This window comes from Nocardioides sp. CPCC 206348, assembly GCF_048654705.1.
In the GTDB taxonomy this organism is placed as follows: Bacteria; Actinomycetota; Actinomycetes; order Propionibacteriales; family Nocardioidaceae; genus Nocardioides.
In genome coordinates this window covers 1-15,209 of record NZ_JBMCZA010000012.1, presented here as the reverse complement: position 1 = coordinate 15,209, position 15,209 = coordinate 1, and the positions used below count along the sequence as shown (strand labels likewise).

Annotated in this window: 14 protein-coding genes; 9 read left to right on the top strand and 5 right to left on the bottom strand. The window is 67.4% G+C overall.

The genetic code is table 11. From position 1 onward, the window contains the following. Positions 1 to 203 precede the first annotated feature (203 nt). Positions 204 to 800, bottom strand: coding sequence for a TetR/AcrR family transcriptional regulator (locus ACOADB_RS00585; protein ID WP_378595979.1), 597 nt, complete (start codon positions 798 to 800; stop codon positions 204 to 206). Positions 801 to 1,039: 239 nt separating this feature from the next. Between ACOADB_RS00585 and ACOADB_RS00580 the strand changes: the two genes are divergently transcribed. Next, positions 1,040 to 1,909, top strand: a complete 870-nt coding sequence (locus ACOADB_RS00580) for an MBL fold metallo-hydrolase (RefSeq protein ID WP_378595978.1) — start codon at positions 1,040 to 1,042, stop codon at positions 1,907 to 1,909. Between the two features lie 31 nt (positions 1,910 to 1,940). Here the strand turns inward: ACOADB_RS00580 and ACOADB_RS00575 are convergent, their stop codons facing one another. Next, positions 1,941 to 2,747 carry an alpha/beta hydrolase gene (locus ACOADB_RS00575; protein WP_378595977.1) on the bottom strand — a complete coding sequence of 269 codons (807 nt, stop codon included), beginning with the start codon at positions 2,745 to 2,747 and terminating at the stop codon, positions 1,941 to 1,943. Between the two features lie 190 nt (positions 2,748 to 2,937). Between ACOADB_RS00575 and ACOADB_RS00570 the strand changes: the two genes are divergently transcribed. Further along, entirely contained in the window at positions 2,938 to 3,798 is an 861-nt protein-coding gene (locus ACOADB_RS00570; RefSeq protein WP_378595976.1) for an MBL fold metallo-hydrolase, read from the top strand. A gap of 91 nt (positions 3,799 to 3,889) precedes the next feature. Here the strand turns inward: ACOADB_RS00570 and ACOADB_RS00565 are convergent, their stop codons facing one another. Beyond that, positions 3,890 to 4,678, bottom strand: coding sequence for an enoyl-CoA hydratase/isomerase family protein (locus ACOADB_RS00565; protein ID WP_378595975.1), 789 nt, complete (start codon positions 4,676 to 4,678; stop codon positions 3,890 to 3,892). A 192-nt stretch (positions 4,679 to 4,870) separates the two neighbouring features. On the opposite strand from ACOADB_RS00565, the gene ACOADB_RS00560 reads away from it, so the two are divergent. Together ACOADB_RS00560 and ACOADB_RS00555 are read left to right on the top strand one after the other, a co-directional pair. After that, a complete protein-coding gene (locus tag ACOADB_RS00560; RefSeq protein WP_378595974.1) occupies positions 4,871 to 6,466 on the top strand; it encodes an AMP-binding protein in 1,596 nt (531 codons plus the stop codon). A gap of 40 nt (positions 6,467 to 6,506) precedes the next feature. Beyond that, on the top strand, positions 6,507 to 7,154 hold the full coding sequence (locus tag ACOADB_RS00555) for a CGNR zinc finger domain-containing protein (RefSeq protein ID WP_378595973.1): 648 nt from the start codon (positions 6,507 to 6,509) through the stop codon (positions 7,152 to 7,154). Positions 7,155 to 7,164: 10 nt separating this feature from the next. Here the strand turns inward: ACOADB_RS00555 and ACOADB_RS00550 are convergent, their stop codons facing one another. Then, positions 7,165 to 7,881, bottom strand: a complete 717-nt coding sequence (locus ACOADB_RS00550) for a flavin reductase family protein (RefSeq protein WP_378595972.1) — start codon at positions 7,879 to 7,881, stop codon at positions 7,165 to 7,167. A gap of 174 nt (positions 7,882 to 8,055) precedes the next feature. On the opposite strand from ACOADB_RS00550, the gene ACOADB_RS00545 reads away from it, so the two are divergent. From ACOADB_RS00545 to ACOADB_RS00535, 3 genes are read left to right on the top strand one after another with little or no spacing between them, the layout of a single operon-like run. Further along, positions 8,056 to 9,231: an alpha/beta fold hydrolase gene (locus ACOADB_RS00545; RefSeq protein ID WP_378595971.1), complete on the top strand. Its 1,176-nt coding sequence runs from the start codon at positions 8,056 to 8,058 to the stop codon at positions 9,229 to 9,231. Positions 9,232 to 9,277: 46 nt separating this feature from the next. Next, positions 9,278 to 11,107, top strand: coding sequence for a CocE/NonD family hydrolase (locus tag ACOADB_RS00540; RefSeq protein ID WP_378595970.1), 1,830 nt, complete (start codon positions 9,278 to 9,280; stop codon positions 11,105 to 11,107). A gap of 33 nt (positions 11,108 to 11,140) precedes the next feature. Continuing rightward, the gene (locus ACOADB_RS00535; RefSeq protein WP_378595969.1) at positions 11,141 to 12,106 is read left to right on the top strand and encodes an LLM class flavin-dependent oxidoreductase; all 966 of its coding nucleotides are present in this window, start codon (positions 11,141 to 11,143) and stop codon (positions 12,104 to 12,106) included. A gap of 210 nt (positions 12,107 to 12,316) precedes the next feature. On the opposite strand, the gene ACOADB_RS00530 is transcribed toward ACOADB_RS00535, so the two are convergent. Further along, positions 12,317 to 13,258, bottom strand: coding sequence for an alpha/beta hydrolase (locus ACOADB_RS00530; RefSeq protein WP_378595968.1), 942 nt, complete (start codon positions 13,256 to 13,258; stop codon positions 12,317 to 12,319). A gap of 518 nt (positions 13,259 to 13,776) precedes the next feature. Here ACOADB_RS00530 and ACOADB_RS00525 point away from each other — a divergent pair. Both ACOADB_RS00525 and ACOADB_RS00520 read left to right on the top strand, forming a co-directional pair. Further along, a complete protein-coding gene (locus ACOADB_RS00525; protein ID WP_378595967.1) occupies positions 13,777 to 14,265 on the top strand; it encodes a hypothetical protein in 489 nt (162 codons plus the stop codon). Positions 14,266 to 14,315: 50 nt separating this feature from the next. Further along, complete coding sequence (locus ACOADB_RS00520) at positions 14,316 to 15,050, top strand: alpha/beta fold hydrolase (RefSeq protein ID WP_378595966.1); 735 nt, start codon at positions 14,316 to 14,318, stop codon at positions 15,048 to 15,050. Positions 15,051 to 15,209: the final 159 nt, after the last annotated feature.

Sequence of the window (15,209 nt, the reverse complement as noted above, 5' to 3'; positions counted from 1 at the left end):
AGACGCTCGCCCCCGGCGAGCTCGACGTCGCCGTCGTGCTCGTCCTCGATGGGCAGGACCTCCCGACGGATGAACTCATCCGTCGCAGCGACCAGGTTCTCGATCTCGTTCGGCACCGGCGACCAACCTTTCGACCCGACCGAGCGATCGCTCGGTCGTGCCCAGAGTGCCATCAGCCGGTCCGACCGTCAACCAGGCGGCCGTCAGGCGCCGACGAGCCGCCGGGCCAGGACGAGATGGCGCTCGACGAGCTCGTCCTGGGACAACGCACCATCGGGGCGGTACCAGCCAGCCACCCCGATGCACAGCGTCGCCACGGCACGGGAGGCATCCTCGACGTGCGGGACGTCGAAGGCGCCTGCCGCAACCGCCTCGCCAACCACGTCCGTGATCATCTGCTGCTGCTGGTCACGCAGCGCGACGTACCGGGAGCGGTTCTCACCCTCGAGGCTGCGGATCTCACTCGAGGCGACGAAGGCCTCCGCCTGGCGTTCGAGGTGAAACCTCAGCAATGCTTCGACCAACGCATCGAAACGGGCCGCCGGGGTGGCGCCGCTCGCACCCGCGAGCGCCGTGCGGGTACGACACAGCAGGTCGTCCATGACAGCGATCATCAGCGCCATGAGGACGTCCTGCTTGGACCGGTAATGGTGGTACAGCCCAGGGACGGACAGTCCTGCACCTGCGGCGATGTCACGGATGCTCGTCCCGTGGTAGCCCTGCTCGGCGAACGCCGTCAGCGCGCTGGCGAGCACACGCGGCAAGGGAGCCGGATCGGCGGCACTCGCAAGGGTCGACACGCCCCCACACTAGGTCCGACGGCGCGCACGTCAGCCGCGGCACTCCCCGAACCCCGGACACGCTCGACGTACGCCAGCGAGGCCATCACCGCCTGCAGCGCCGGACCCTTGGGCGCGAGGGTCGACGCCCGTGACAGATGCGTAAGTCGTATGACTGCGTTGATGCGATAGAGTCGTCACCGGGCGGAGCCCGATGGCGACACAACGTTTCGTCATGCCGCACACAAAAGGAGACAGTGATGGCCACCGACTGGCCCGGTAGCAGTGACGAGAGCTTGAAGCACACCGTCCTCGTCAAGCGCCGTCCCTCGCTGACGCGCGATCTCCCCTATGGGCCGAGCGACCTTCAATGGGTGACGAACACGGCAACGCTCGTCTACGGACCGCGCGACGCGATCCTGATCGACACCTTCACGACGGCGGCGCAGAACGAGGAGCTCGCCGACTGGGTCGCCTCCTCCGGCCGCAACCTGACGCGGATCTACGCAACCCATGGCCACGGGGACCACTTCTTCGGCGTCGGACAGCTGCTCGACCGGTTCGAGACGGCCACAGCCGTCGCGACGGCCGGAAGCGTCACGCAAGCCAGGAGGCATGTCTCACCGGAGATGTTGCACGGGTTCTGGGAGCGGCTGTTCCCCGGCGAGCTTCCTTCGCCGCTGCAAGTGCCGGACGTCATCGACTCCGCAGTGCTTGAGGTCGACGGCCATGAGCTTCACATCATCCCCACCGGTTTCACCGACACCGAAGAGACGACGGTCGTGTGGGTGCCCAGCCTGAGGTTGATCGTCGGTGGCGATGTCGTCTACAACCACACGCACCCCTACCTCGCCGAGACCACGCCCGAGACGCGAGAGAACTGGCGAGCCGCCCTCGAGCGGCTCGCGCAGCTCGACGCCCGAGTCGTCGTCGCGGGACACAAGCACAGCGACTACCCGGACGACCCGTCAGACATCGCCGAGACATTGGCCTACCTCCAGGACTTCGACGCGCTGCGCGAGAGGACCACTACCGCCGAGGAGCTCTACGCCGCCCTCCTCGACAAGCACCCGCACCGAGCGAACCCCGGGTCAGCCTGGGCGGCAGCGAAGGCGGCCCACGGCGCTTGATGCCGGAGTCCCGGGCCGGGCGGAACGAGCCCTACGCGGGGAGCCGTTCGGACCACCCAAGGATCTCGTCGAGTGCGCGATCACCGGACGACTCGAGCATCACGTCGTGGCCGGCGTCGTCGACCACCAGAGTCTCCGCTCCATAGCGTCGAGCAGTGCGGAGCTGAGTGGCGAGCGGCACCAGGCGGTCATCGGCGCCGCCGATGACAAGGACAGGCTTGTCGGTGACCGCGGGTCGACGATGGAACAGCAACTGGTACTGGACCAGCGGCGAGTCGGCCTGCAAGCGCTTCATCTCCCCCTCGTGGCCGCTCGCGTCGGCGAAGATCAATCGTTTCGGCAGGCGCATCGGAAGACCGGCGATGAAACGCATCGCCTGGACGGGATGGCGTGTCGCCACGGCAAAGACGCTCGAAAACGCGGGCCCGCTCGGAATCGAGGACACCAGGACCGCTCCGCGCACGTTTCTCGAGACGCCCTCGGCCATGAGTCGCTGGACCACCAGCCCTCCGAGCGAGTGACCCACCAGCACGACCGGCCGGGGCGCGAGATGCTCGACGGTCCGACGCACATCGCGAACATAGGCCGAGATGGTCGCCCCACGGACGGTTCCCCCGCTGCCCCCGTGACCGCGACAAGACAGCGCCCAGCTGTCGACTCCCCGATCCACAGCCAGAGCTTGCCACCGGTCCCAGCACCAAGCGCCATGCCCGAGGCCGTGCACGAAGAGGAGCGCCACCTCCCCACCGCTCGATCGCGCCTGTCCGCTGACCAGTTCGATGTCGCAATCGTCCGGATCGGCAGCTGTTCCAGTGATGTAGTCGATGTAGCCGGTCACTCGACGAATGGTACGGCGCCCGTACGACATATGCATACCCTTTTCGCCTATGTTCCCGGAGCAATCGTGAGCCATCGAGACGCTCAGCCCGCACACGCTCGCGCGAGAGGAGCCTGAAGTCTTATGTGACAGAGGTGTTTTCGTTACACTTGCGTTTACGCGCAGATCGCGCGGCGAGAGGAGACAGACCATGGCGACCGAGCTCCAGTACGAGGTCCACGTCGAGCCCCAGATACCCCAGTCGGGGCGAGGGCCGCTGCCCGACGGCAGCACCCGAATGTGGTCGCCCATCTCCAGCACCCTGATCATGGGGCGCAAACAAGCGATCCTGGTCGACCCACCGATGACCAGCACGCAGGCGCAGGCCGTCGTTGACTGGGTGCTCGCGGCCGAGCGACAGCTGACGGGCATCTACATCACCCACGGACATGCCGACCACTGGCTCGGAGCGATCGCCCTCGTCGAGCGATTCCCCGACGCGGTCGTCTACGCCACTGCAGACACGCAACGGATGATGAAGATCCAGGGCTCCCCTGAGTTCCGAGCCAGCTTCTGGGACAAGATCTTCCCGGGCCAGCTGCCGGTCGGCGAGCTCGACGTGCAGGTGATCGGGGCAGACGGCTTCCAGCTCGAAGGCGTCCAGTTGCAGCCGGTCGAGGTCGGCCACACGGACACCGACGACACGACCATGCTCCACGTCGCCGACATCGGCCTGCTCGTGGCGGGCGACGCGGTGTACAACGGCGTTCACCCCTACCTCACCGAGTCCGGCGGAATACCGGGAATCGACTCATGGCTCGCCGCGCTCGACGTCGCCGCAGACCTCGCCCCCCGCGCCGTGGTCGCCGGCCACAAGGCGCCCGACGCACCGAACGACCCCGCCCAGATCGACGACACTCGACGCTACCTCGAAGATGCACGCGAACTGCTGGACAGCGCGAGGGATGCGCAGACCTTCTACGACGGAATGCTCGCCCGGCACCCCGACCGGATCAACCCCGGCGCCTTGTGGGGCGCCGCGATCACGCTGTTCCCCGCGCCCGGGGCATAGCAACGAGCGCAGTGCACTCCCGGCGCAGCAGGGCGCCGTCCCTCCTGCTCGTCCCTAACGACAGGAGGGACGAGCAGGAGGCTCCAGGGGGTCAGCGGCCTTGGAACTCGAACGCCGGACGGGGCGCACCGGAGACGTAGGCGTCGACCGCAGCGGGCAGGACCTTACGGACGTCCTCGGTCTCGAAGAGCGGCATCGCGATGTCGAACATGGCGTCGTCGGTCCCCAGCGCACCGACCGCCTCCCAGGTCCGCAGGAGCGCCTTGTGGGCAGCATGAGCACGAGTCGGACCGGCGGCGAGACGAACCGCCAACGCGCGCGCCCGATCCTCCACCTCGTCATCAGGGACGACGTGGTTCACGATCCCCACCTCAGCCATCCGACGGGCGTCGACCTGCTCGGACGTCATCGCCCATTCGAGGGCCCGCGCGCGTCCCGCTCGGGCCGCGACTCGATAGACGCCGCCGAGCAGGGTGACGATTCCGATCGTCTGCTCCGAGTGCGCGAACCTCGCCGACTCGCCCGCGAAGATGACGTCGGTGCGCAGGGCCAGCTCGAAACCGCCGCCCGAGCACAGGCCGCGCACCGCGGAGATGACTGGCAGCGGGACGCGCTCCAACCGGTTGAACGCGGAGATGTAGCCCTCGAACTTGCCTCGGAGCTCGGCCAGCTCCATGTCCGGCCACGGCGTGATGTCGCCACCACAGCTGAAGTCGTCGCCCACCGAACGGAGCAGGATGGCCCTGGCGCCGTCGACATGAGCTCGGTCAATGGCCGCGAGAAGCTCCTCGCAGATCTGGTCGCCGATGCGGTTCTGCGGCGGGTTGTCCAGGACGAACTCTGCCACCGAGTCCTGGATCGAGTAGTGCAGGTGCGGCATGACTGGCTCCTTAGCGGGCGAGCGCCCTTCTGTGGGATGTCGGGTGTGCAGCACCACGGCCGCAACGGACTCCGCGCCATGGCGGCGCATCCTGTGACATTAGCAAACACGTTTTGCCTCTGTCGACACTCAGCGTCGACGAGGTTCGGGAGGCTGTTCCTTCAACGCATGCATATGGTATACACCTCTGTCATGAGCGACGCCCTCAAACCGGTCGTGACGCCGCTCGCGCCGACCGACTTCCTCACCCGTTCGGCCACCGTCCACGCGGACCGGACAGCCGTCGAGGCGGCGGGCAGCTCGCTCACCTACGCCGAGCTCGCGGGCCGCGCCGCCCGGGCCGCTGGAATGCTCGTCGACCTCGGCCTGCGGCCGGGCGGCCGGGTCTCGGTGCTGGCGCCGAACTCCCTGGCGATGCTGGAGGCGCATTTCGCCGTCCCCTGGGCGGGGGGCGTGCTGAACGCACTCAACACCCGCCTGAGCGCCGCGGAGCTGCGCTACATCCTCGAGCACGCCGGCACCAGCGTGTTGATCGTCGACAGGTCACTGAGGCGGCTTGCCGAAGAGGCCGCCAAGGAACTCGTCACTCCCCCCCTGCTCCTTGTCGCTGGAGACGACAGCGAGTACGAGCAGTTGGTCTCACAGGCGACGGAGCTCCGCACGGACGTACCCGACGAGACGGACATGATCGCGCTCAACTACACCAGCGGTACGACCGGACGGCCGAAAGGCGTCATGTACTCGCATCGCGGCGCCTACCTGCAGTCGATGGCGATGGTGATGCACCTCGGGGTCACCGCGCGGTCGTCGTACCTGTGGACACTGCCGATGTTCCACTGCAACGGGTGGACGTTCCCCTGGGCCATTACTGCCGCCGGCGGCCGTCACGTGCTGCTCGAGCGGCCCGACCCGGAGGCAATCTGGCAAGCACTGGAAGGCGGAGTCACGCACCTGTGCGCAGCGCCGACGGTCCTCAATCGACTGGCCGCGTTCGCCGAAGGGCGGCGACTGGAGCACGCGGTGACCGTCGCCACCGGCGGCGCGCCACCGTCTCCAGCGCTTCTTGGCACCCTCGGCGCTCTCGGCATCGAGGTGGTCCACGTCTACGGGCTCACCGAGACCCACGGGCCCGCCGCCATCTGCGACTGGCGCCCGGAGTGGGACACGCTCCCCGCCGAGGAGCGTGCCGGCCTCAAGGCGCGTCAGGGCGTAGCCAACGTCATCAGCCAGCCGCTGCGCGTCCGGGCATCCGGACGCGACGTGCCCGCAGACGGGACCACCGTCGGGGAGATCCAGTTCCGTGGGAACAACGTGATGCTCGGCTACTACAAGGACCCTGGGGCCACCGCGGCGGCGCACGACGGCGAGTGGTTCCGGACCGGCGACCTCGGAGTGCTGCACCAGGACGGATACGTGGAGATCCGCGACCGCGAGAAGGACGTGATCATCTCCGGAGGGGAGAACATCACCTCGATCGAGGTCGAGCAGGCCCTCGACTCCCATCCAGCCGTCCTCGAGTCCGCCGTTGTCGGTGTGCCAGATCCGGAATGGGGCGAGGCAGTCATCGCGCACGTCGCGCTGCGTCCGGGGGGCAGCGCCACGGAGGCCGAGCTCATCGCCCACGTCAAACAGCGCATCGCGAGATTCAAGGCGCCGCAGCGAGTCGTCTTCGGCGACCTCCCGAAGACCGCGACCGGAAAGATCCAGAAGTTCAAGCTTCGCGCTTGCGCGCAAGACGACGACTCGAGCGAGCCGAACGAGTCGGATCGTCAGCACGGAGAAACATAGGCGAAATGGTTTAGGCGCTGTCATCCGGTAGGCTGGACGCATGACCTGGACGGCAACATCGCGATACGGGCTGGACGTGGCCCCCGACGGACTTGCACTCGTGCACGACTTCCTCAGCACCGGTTCCGCCGGTCGCCCCCGCCAACCGGACCTGCTCTCCGACCCTTCACTGGCGACGGAGTGGCTGAGCGACGCGCTGACCGCGTGGGCTCGACAGTGGAGCGCCCCGGTCCTCGACGAGGTCGACCTCGGCACGCTCACCGACCGGGATCTGACCATCCTGCGACGGGTGCGCGATGAGCTGATCGGATCCCTTCGCACGCATCTCGACGGGGGCGACACGGTGGCTGACAACGGCGCACGCGCCGGCCTCGCCGATCTGCAAGTAGGCGTGGAAGCTCGATTCGAGCCCGACGGCACGGTGTACTTCAAGCCGAAGGGCCGCGGCTGGAGAATGCTGCTCGGGCCGGTTGCACTCGAGATCGGGCGCGCCCAGGACGCCGGGGCGTGGACACGCCTCAAGAGCTGCAAGAACGACCGGTGCCGCGGAGTCTTCTACGACCGGTCGCGCAACAACAGCGGCGTCTGGCACGACGTACGGACATGCGGCAACGCGGCCAACCTTCGCGCATCGCGTGCGCGGCGCCGCGCCACTGGGCAGGCAGGCACCGAGTCACAGGCGAGTTAGCCGCGAGGTGCTACTCGACCACCGATCCGGACGCCGACCATGACGCTTGGTCCACCGGCGAGAAGTCCTCATCGAGCACGTCGAGCCGCTTCATGCGGCTGCCCGAGTGGCCCAGCAGCAGGTCGTCCTGCAGCGGCGTCGTGAACACAGTGTTCACCAGCGTGTACTCGGCGGCGAGCCGTCCGACGACCGGCAGCGCCGCGGTGTCGACCCGGTAGCCGCCGTCACGGTCCAGGCAGACGTCGTCGCGGATGTGAAACCGTCGCACCTCGCCCCACACGACAAAGTCGGTCTCGCCCACGGGGATCATCCGTTCCACGGTGCACTCGAAGGAGACGGGTGCCGACGCCACGCGGGGAACGCTGATCACCTCGCACGGGGCCTTCTCGAGACCCAGCGCGTCGAACTCGTCGACGTCGGGCGGGAACTCGAAGGCGCTGCGGTGGGCGGCGTGCGAGTTCGGCAGCGTCACCAGGTTCGTGGCGAACTCGCCGGTCTCGCGCATGTTCAGCAGCGTGTCCTTCAGGGTCCCGTCGGAGCGAGGCTGCATGGACAGGGAGACCATGGGCGGCTTGCGCCCAACTGCTGTGAAGAAGGAGATCGGCGCCAGGTTGGCGACCCCGGAGGTGGATTGAGTGCTCACCCACCCGATGGCCCGCGGCACGATCGTGCCAATCAAGAGCTTGTAGCCGGCTTCGGCGTCCAGATCGGACGCATCGATGATCATCAGGTCTCGCCTCACAGTCGGATTGGCTTGCAGTGAGACGCAACTGTATAGCAGACACCTCTGTCGTCAAGATCGCTTCGCGCCCACGTTGCCGCAATCTGGGGCAAAGTTTCAGATCCCGCTTGTGTGACGCAGGCAACGAGCGTACGGTTCAGTCAATCCCGAGGAGGAACCGTGACTACTGAGCTGCCCGACCGACCCCTTGTCGTCCTGATCCACGGATATCTCGACAACCCGACGGTGTGGCGCGACGTCGCGCCGGCCCTGGAGGCCGAAGGCTTCCGCACGATCGCCCCTGCGCTCCTGGCCGATGACGACGAGCTGACACTCGACAAGTTCGCCGCGACGGTGGTCGCGGCCACCACCGCGGCACTGGACGAAGACAGCTCCGACGGGGTCGTGCTCGTGGGACAGAGCATGGGCGCGCAGGTGGCCGAGCTGTCGGCCCGCGCTCTCGGCGACGGCGTGCGAGCCCTGGTGCTCGTTGCTCCCGTCCCGCTGGGAGGGCTGGCCCTCCCCGACGAGGTGGCGGGGCCCCTGCGAGGCTGCGGTGGGAACGCAGAGATCCAGCGGGCGTTGCGCACCCAACTGTCCGTCGCCCTCAGCACCGATGGTCTGGAGCACCTTGTCCGGATCGGAGTCGACGTACCGAGCGAGCGTGTCGAAGGCTGGTTCGATGCATGGGCGGCGGGCGACCCCGGCGCCGCCGGACAGGCTCCGCCGACCGTGCCGACCCTGGTGCTCTCCGGCGCCGACGACCCGTTCGTCAACAAGGACATCCTCGGACTGATCGAGTCACGCTTCGCGGACGCGGTCCAGAGCAACCTGCCCGGCGTCGGTCACTGGCCGCACGTCGAAGCGCCGGACGCGGTGGCAGCCGAGCTCGTCTCCTTCCTGGACAGCGTGCTCGCCGCGGGTGAGGGCGGAGCCGGTGACGTCACCGAAGCGGCCTGGACCGGCGCCTTCGAGGAGAAGCGGGACGACTCGTTCGCGGCGACCCTCGCGGTGGACGTGGTCCTGCATGCGTCCGTGCTGTACCGCCCCGTCGTCGGGCGCGACGACGTCTCGTTCGTGATGGGCGAAGCCAGCCAGATCTACCAGGACCTCCAGTTCGTGCACCAGGCCCAGAGCGGCCATCTCACCTTCCTCGAGTGGCACGCGACCACCCACTCCGGCATTGCGCTCGAAGGCGTCACCGTGCTGGAACGCGACGACACGGGACTGATCGCGCGCGTCGCGATCCACCACCGCCCGCTTGAAGCAGCACTGGCGTTCTCTGCCGAGCTGCGCGAGCGCACGATGACCGGCATCGGCGACGGCTACCTGTGGAGTGGCACGGCCCGGCCCTGAACGAGCCTCCTTCAGACCACCAGCCCCATCGAACGAGGAATCTCCTGTGCCCCTTGAAGACGAACGCGGCCCCTTCGATGTGATCGTCGAACGCGGCGCCGTCATGCTGACCAGGGATGGCAAGCGGCTCTACGCCGACGTCTACCAACCACGTGGCGTGGCGAAGTTCCCGACCCTGCTTCGCAGGACGCCGTACGGCAGGACCCAGAACGACCTCGCCGAGGCCTTCAACGAAGCCCACTTCTTCGCCTCCCACGGGTATCTCGTCGTGGTGCAGGACACCCGCGGACGTCATGGCTCCGAAGGCGTCTGGCATCCCTTCGTCTACGAGGCGCGCGACGGGTACGACGCCGTCGAGTGGGCCGCCTCACTCCCCCAGTCCAACGGGCGGGTCGGGATGTTCGGCCAGTCCTATGGAGCCCTCTCGCAGTACCTCGCTGCCAGCCAGCGTCCACCGCACCTCGTCACGGCGGTACCCGTCTCGGCGTACCTGGGCGCGTTCGAGAACTACTGGTACAACCGGGGCGCTCTCGAGCTGAGCTGGACGCTCAGCTACTTCATGAACATGGCCACCGACGTGCTCACCAAGCTCGGGGACACACGTCGTCTGGCCGAGCTCGAGAAGATGAAGAGTGACCCGGACGTCCGGTTCGCGCCCCTCACCGACGAGGCGCTGCGTCACCTGCCGTTGACGGACTGGATCGACAGGTTCGGAGCTGGAGCGCCCTTCCTCGCCGACATCCTCCACCACGACAAGGACGACGCCTACTGGTGGGCGGTGGACCTTCGGCGGCAACTGCACAACATCGACGTGCCAATGCTGCACGTGGGCTCGTGGTACGACATCGCCAACGGGGACACACCCCAGTACTTCCGCGGGATCAGCGAGCACGCCATGTCCGTGACGGCGCGGGAGAACCAGGCGCTCCTCATGGGTCCCTGGTCCCACCTGCTGCCGTTCAGCCAACCCACCTCGGGCGGCACGGGAGACATCGATTTCGGACCCGAGGCCGCCTTCCCCTTGCTGCAGACGCAGCTCGAGTGGTTCCACCACTACGTCCGCGATGGAGGCACCGCTCTTCCGCGTCCCCCGGTGAGCCTCTTCGTCATGGGTGACAACACGTGGCGCCACGAGGAAGCGTGGCCGCTCGAGCGGGCGCGGACCACGTCCTGGTACCTCCACAGCAACGGCGACGCCAACGGCGCCGAGGGCGGAGGAACCCTGGAGCTCGGTCGGGCGGAGGAAGCCCAGGCGCCCGACACCTACGTCTACGACCCGGAGGACCCCGTACCTTCCGCCGGGGGTCGGTACGTCGGTGGCGGCGTGCGCGACCAGCGCGTGAAGGCGGGACGCCAGGACGTCCTGCACTACACCTCCGCTCCGCTGCCCGAGGACCTCGAGATCACCGGACCGTTGCAGCTCGAACTGCACGCGTCGACCGACGCGGTCGACACCGACTTCGTCGCGATCCTGTGCGACGTGCGACCCGACGGATTCGTTCAGAACCTCGCCGAAGGACTCGTGCGTGGCCGCTTTCGCGACAGTTACGACGAGCCGGCCCTGCTGGTTCCCGGTGAGGTCTACCAGTTCACGATCGAGCTGGGGAACATCAGTCATGTCCTCAAGGCGGGGCATGCTCTGCAACTACTCGTGACCTCCAGCGACTTTCCCCGCTGGGACCGCAACACCAATACCGGCGACCGTCCGGCGGTGGCGGCGCGCACGCAAAGGGCCCAGCAGACCATCCTGCACGACAGAACCCATGCCTCTCGCGTTGTCCTCCCGGTGGTTCCGGGCGCACGCAGCGGCTCGGACGCGCGAACGGGTACCAGTGCGTCACATCCGGCGTCTCCCCACCCTCAGGAAACGGACTGACAGATGAAGCTCTCCTGCGTTTTCGCTCCCACGATGGACACCCCAGACCACATCGCCATCGCCGAGAATCTCGGGTACGAGAGAGCGTGGATCTTTGACACGCCACAGCAGAGCCCCGATGTCTTCATGACGTTGGCGCGCGCTGCCGAGCGGACGACCCGAATCGGCCTCGGCCCCGGCGTTCTGGTGCCGAGCCTTCGCCATCCCATGTCGGCAGCCGCGGCAACCGCGACGCTCGCCACGCTTGCGCCGGGACGTGTTGCCGTCGCCTTCGGGACCGGGTTCACCGGCCGCAGGGCAATGGGCCAGAACGCGCTGCCCTGGGACTTCGTGTCGCGCTACATCGTCGCCTACCGCGGTCTCATCAAGGGTGAGATCGTCGAGTGGGAGGGTGCCAAGATGCGCATGTTCGATGCCCCGGATGACCTTGCGCATGCGGCCTGCGACGTACCCGTCCTGCTGTCGGCCATGGGGCCGAAGGGCTTTGACATCGCTCGATCACTGGAGCTCGATGGCCTGATGTCCTTCGGGAACGCTGTTCCGGGCATGGCGGACTTCGACTGGAGCGTCGTCCAGGTCGGCGGGACCGTGCTCGCTGACGGCGAGGACCTCGGTTCCGAGCACGTGCGCTCGGCAGCGGGAGGCGCCTGGGCGATCAGCTACCACGCCGTCCACGACTTTCAGGGTGGTCTCGGCGCCGTGCGCGCTGCGTTGCCCGGCGGGGACGCGTGGGCCGACGTGATCGAGAAGACCCCCGAGAAGGACCGGCACTTCGCCATTCATGACGGTCACCTGATGCACCTCAACGAGGCCGATCACGCCGCCTGGGATGCAGGCGGGAGCGCGATCATCAGGGACGTGACGTTCACGGGTGACGCCGGAGCCCTCCGAGCGCAGGTCGAGGACCTCGCCGGGCAAGGCGTCACCGAACTCGGGATCATGTCGTCTGGGTCCGATGTCCCGGGTGAGCTCGAGGCCTTCGCCAAAGCGCTCGGATGAGGTCTCCACGCCTGGCTCGACCCGCGGCGGCCGGGCCGTGAACATCCACGTGCCACGCGGTCAAGCGGGGTCAAGCTCGATGTGACGACGTCTCGTCGGAGACATCGCACATCGAGGCCCATGCGCTCTCGGGTCATCCAGAGCAACCACAGAACGCCGGACCAGGTGGAACTACGGCGAACCCTGGCACTTCAGCATTCGCCGCTCTCCTCACTCGGGAGGCATGGTCGCCTGGAGCCACGAGTTCGCTCCCTGGAAGGCGGTCCTCGCCTGCCGGAACGCATTCAGGTCATGTCCCAGACCAGGCACGAGGACCGAAGTGACCGACGGCGCGTCGGGGAAGTAGGCGCGTTCCTGCGCGACGACGCGCGCGTCCGAGGAACAGTCGGTCCCCAGGTCAAGGAGGGACTGGCTGCAGAAGATGCCGTCCAACGTGCCGTTCACGAGCAGCACTGGCACGTCAATCTCGAGGCGGGTCGACAAGACCACGGGGAGGCTGGCGATCTCCTCGACGGTGTAGGTGCCCTTGGTCGCTTCGTCGCGCTCGATGATGCGCGAGTCAACGTCCGTGCCGGGCGCATAGAAGAGGCGGCGATGCGTGCCGGGGCGGGGCGTCTGGTAGCCGGGATCCAGCAGGGTCCCAGCGAACTGCGCGTCGAGGACCGCCGGGTACGAACTAGCGGCGATGTTGAGCATCGCATCGACATTCATCTTGTGGCTGAAGCCTGTGAGGATCACGGCGTCGACATCCCGGAAGCGGGAGACCTCGATCATGCTGATGAGGCTGCCTCCAGAGTGACCCACCAGCGCGACCTCCGAGAACACGACCCGGTGGCCGCCTGGGGCTGGCACGTCACCTGCACGGAGGGCCTGGACCAGGTTGTGGAGAGCGGTCGAGTTCGACGTGATGTCCACGAAGGCGCTCAGTGGGTGGCTGCTGCGACCGCTGCCGAGCCGGTCGATCGCAACCGTCGCGTAGCCGGCGCGGGTGGCGTGATACTCCCACGAGTATGTGTTGGCGCCAGGGTCTGCGGGATCTGCGATGTTCCAGTAGCGGTGGTCGTAGGTGATCCCGTGGACAAGCACCTGAACGCCCCGCGGAACCCTGCCCGCCGGAAGGCAGAGCTTCACCCAGAGGTACTGGCCGCTCACCTCCTGATCGAACGTCAGGCCCAGACCTCTGCCAGGCGTGACCACAATGCCCGGCTGAAGATCGACCGGGATCCGGCTGGTCTCGCACACACGGTCGTTGTTGGGAGCCGTTGATGATGCGACGACGACGGGGTCGCTTGCAGGTCCAGCGTGCGCCGGCTCCCACGCCGTCGCGGGAGCGGCACACGCAAGCGCCATCGCACCAACCATCCACGTCAGGCGGGAGCGCCGCCCGGAAACTCGCGCCCTCATCATCGGTCGCACCTGCCCATCTGTCGTCACCAACGGAAGACTGAACCGTATCGATGTTGCTTGCGTCACACAAGAGGCCGCCATGCTCGGATGGCCAACTTCGCCGCAAATCCTTGACGACAGAGGCAAATAGCATACAGTTCAGTCTCAAGTGCTGTCGATCACATCGGGGTCCTCGGCGTCATCGAACCCGCAGGTATCCGAATCCGGAGTAGACGCGGCCAACCCACAGGGCTGCCGCAGCACTTCATGTCGAAGGGAAAACAATGCGTTCCATCAAGTTCCACGCTGCGCCCTCCATCACGCTCCTCGCGGCTCTCGTCGCGGTGAGCGGTGCATTCGCCGGGGCCGCTCAAGCCCTTCCGGGGACGCAAAGCAAGCTCACCCCCGTCGGCGGCGGCAGCGGCGGCGGGACGATCGGGATCTCGCCCACCGCACACGACGTCGTCGGGCCCGACACCTTCGACGGCCAGGGGACGGTCAACGTGCACGGCCTCGCACCCAACACGGGCTACAAGATCCTGCGCTGGGTCGACCTCAACCCGGACGGGGTCTGCACGGGCACAACGGCATTGCCGTTCCCGGGCGACCCGACCCTGACGACCTCGAACGGCGGCGCGGGCGCGCTGCACTTCCAGATCAGCCGCGGCGCACCGTTCGTCGACGGCCTGCGCTACGACGTCATCGCTCGTGTCGTCGACCTCGCTGGCAACACAGTCCTCGAAAGCGATTGCCTCCCCTCCGTGGTGAAGTAGCCGTGCATCGCCCGCTCGTTCGTGGGGCGGGCACCCCGAGACCTATCTCGATGGACGCCTTTGTGAAAGGGAAGCAATCCATGACGACATTCCTTCTCCTCCACGGCGGGTTTCACGGCGCCTGGTGCTGGCGTCGCGTCATCGAGCACCTCCCGGCCCGAGACGTGGTCCATGCGCCGACATTCACAGGTCTCGCCGAACGGTCGCATCTCGATGCGCCCGGGATCGGTCTGGACGTCTACGTGGCCGACGTGTTGAACCTGATCCGCTGGGAAGAGCTCGACGACATCGTCCTGGTCGCGCACTCGTTCGGAGGGATCGTCGCCACCGCCGTTGCGGACGCCGTGCCGGAGCGAATTCGATCGCTGATCTACCTTGACGCCTTCATTCCCCAAGACGGCCAGTCACTCGAAGACCTCGGCTGGCCGCCTGCCGAGCCCGGCGTGACTCCCGTGCCGCCGCCGCCTGCTGCGATGTTCGGCCTGCTGGGTCCGGACGGCGAGTGGGTCGACCGCCAGCTCACCCCCCAGGCCGCGAGGACGGCGACCGACAAGGTCGTCCTCACCGGCGCCCACGAGGCTGTGGACCGCACGTACGTTTTCGCCACAGGCTGGGGCAGCCTGCCGCACTTCCTGACCAACCGAGACCTGGCCCGAGCGTCCGATGACTGGAGAGCGTACGACGTCGACGGCAGTCACGAACTCATGATCGACCGGCCGGCCGAGGTCGCCAAGATCCTGGTCGAGACCGCGGAACGAACGCGGGGCGCCCGTCGCGTGAGCTGAGCGGCGCGCCTCGGCGGAACCCTTTCGTTTGACACGTCAACTGGCCCATACATCGACCAGCCAACGCCGGTCACGGGTGAGGTTCTGCATCCACTCCGCGGCCCGGTCGGGCGTGACACCGTGCATTGCGCTGCGCAACTCGAGGAGCGTTGCCCGGAC

What these genes read in the sequence shown, in the direction of transcription:
- ACOADB_RS00535 (WP_378595969.1), top strand. Translation starts at nt 11,141, where the DNA reads ATGGACACCCCAGACCACATCGCCATCGCCGAGAATCTCGGGTACGAG.
- ACOADB_RS00580 (WP_378595978.1), top strand. Translation starts at nt 1,040, where the DNA reads ATGGCCACCGACTGGCCCGGTAGCAGTGACGAGAGCTTGAAGCACACC.
- ACOADB_RS00555 (WP_378595973.1), top strand. Translation starts at nt 6,507, where the DNA reads ATGACCTGGACGGCAACATCGCGATACGGGCTGGACGTGGCCCCCGAC.
- ACOADB_RS00570 (WP_378595976.1), top strand. Translation starts at nt 2,938, where the DNA reads ATGGCGACCGAGCTCCAGTACGAGGTCCACGTCGAGCCCCAGATACCC.
- ACOADB_RS00520 (WP_378595966.1), top strand. Translation starts at nt 14,316, where the DNA reads ATGGACGCCTTTGTGAAAGGGAAGCAATCCATGACGACATTCCTTCTC.
- ACOADB_RS00565 (WP_378595975.1), bottom strand. Translation starts at nt 4,678, where the DNA reads ATGCCGCACCTGCACTACTCGATCCAGGACTCGGTGGCAGAGTTCGTC.
- ACOADB_RS00525 (WP_378595967.1), top strand. Translation starts at nt 13,777, where the DNA reads ATGCGTTCCATCAAGTTCCACGCTGCGCCCTCCATCACGCTCCTCGCG.
- ACOADB_RS00550 (WP_378595972.1), bottom strand. Translation starts at nt 7,881, where the DNA reads ATGATCATCGATGCGTCCGATCTGGACGCCGAAGCCGGCTACAAGCTC.
- ACOADB_RS00560 (WP_378595974.1), top strand. Translation starts at nt 4,871, where the DNA reads ATGAGCGACGCCCTCAAACCGGTCGTGACGCCGCTCGCGCCGACCGAC.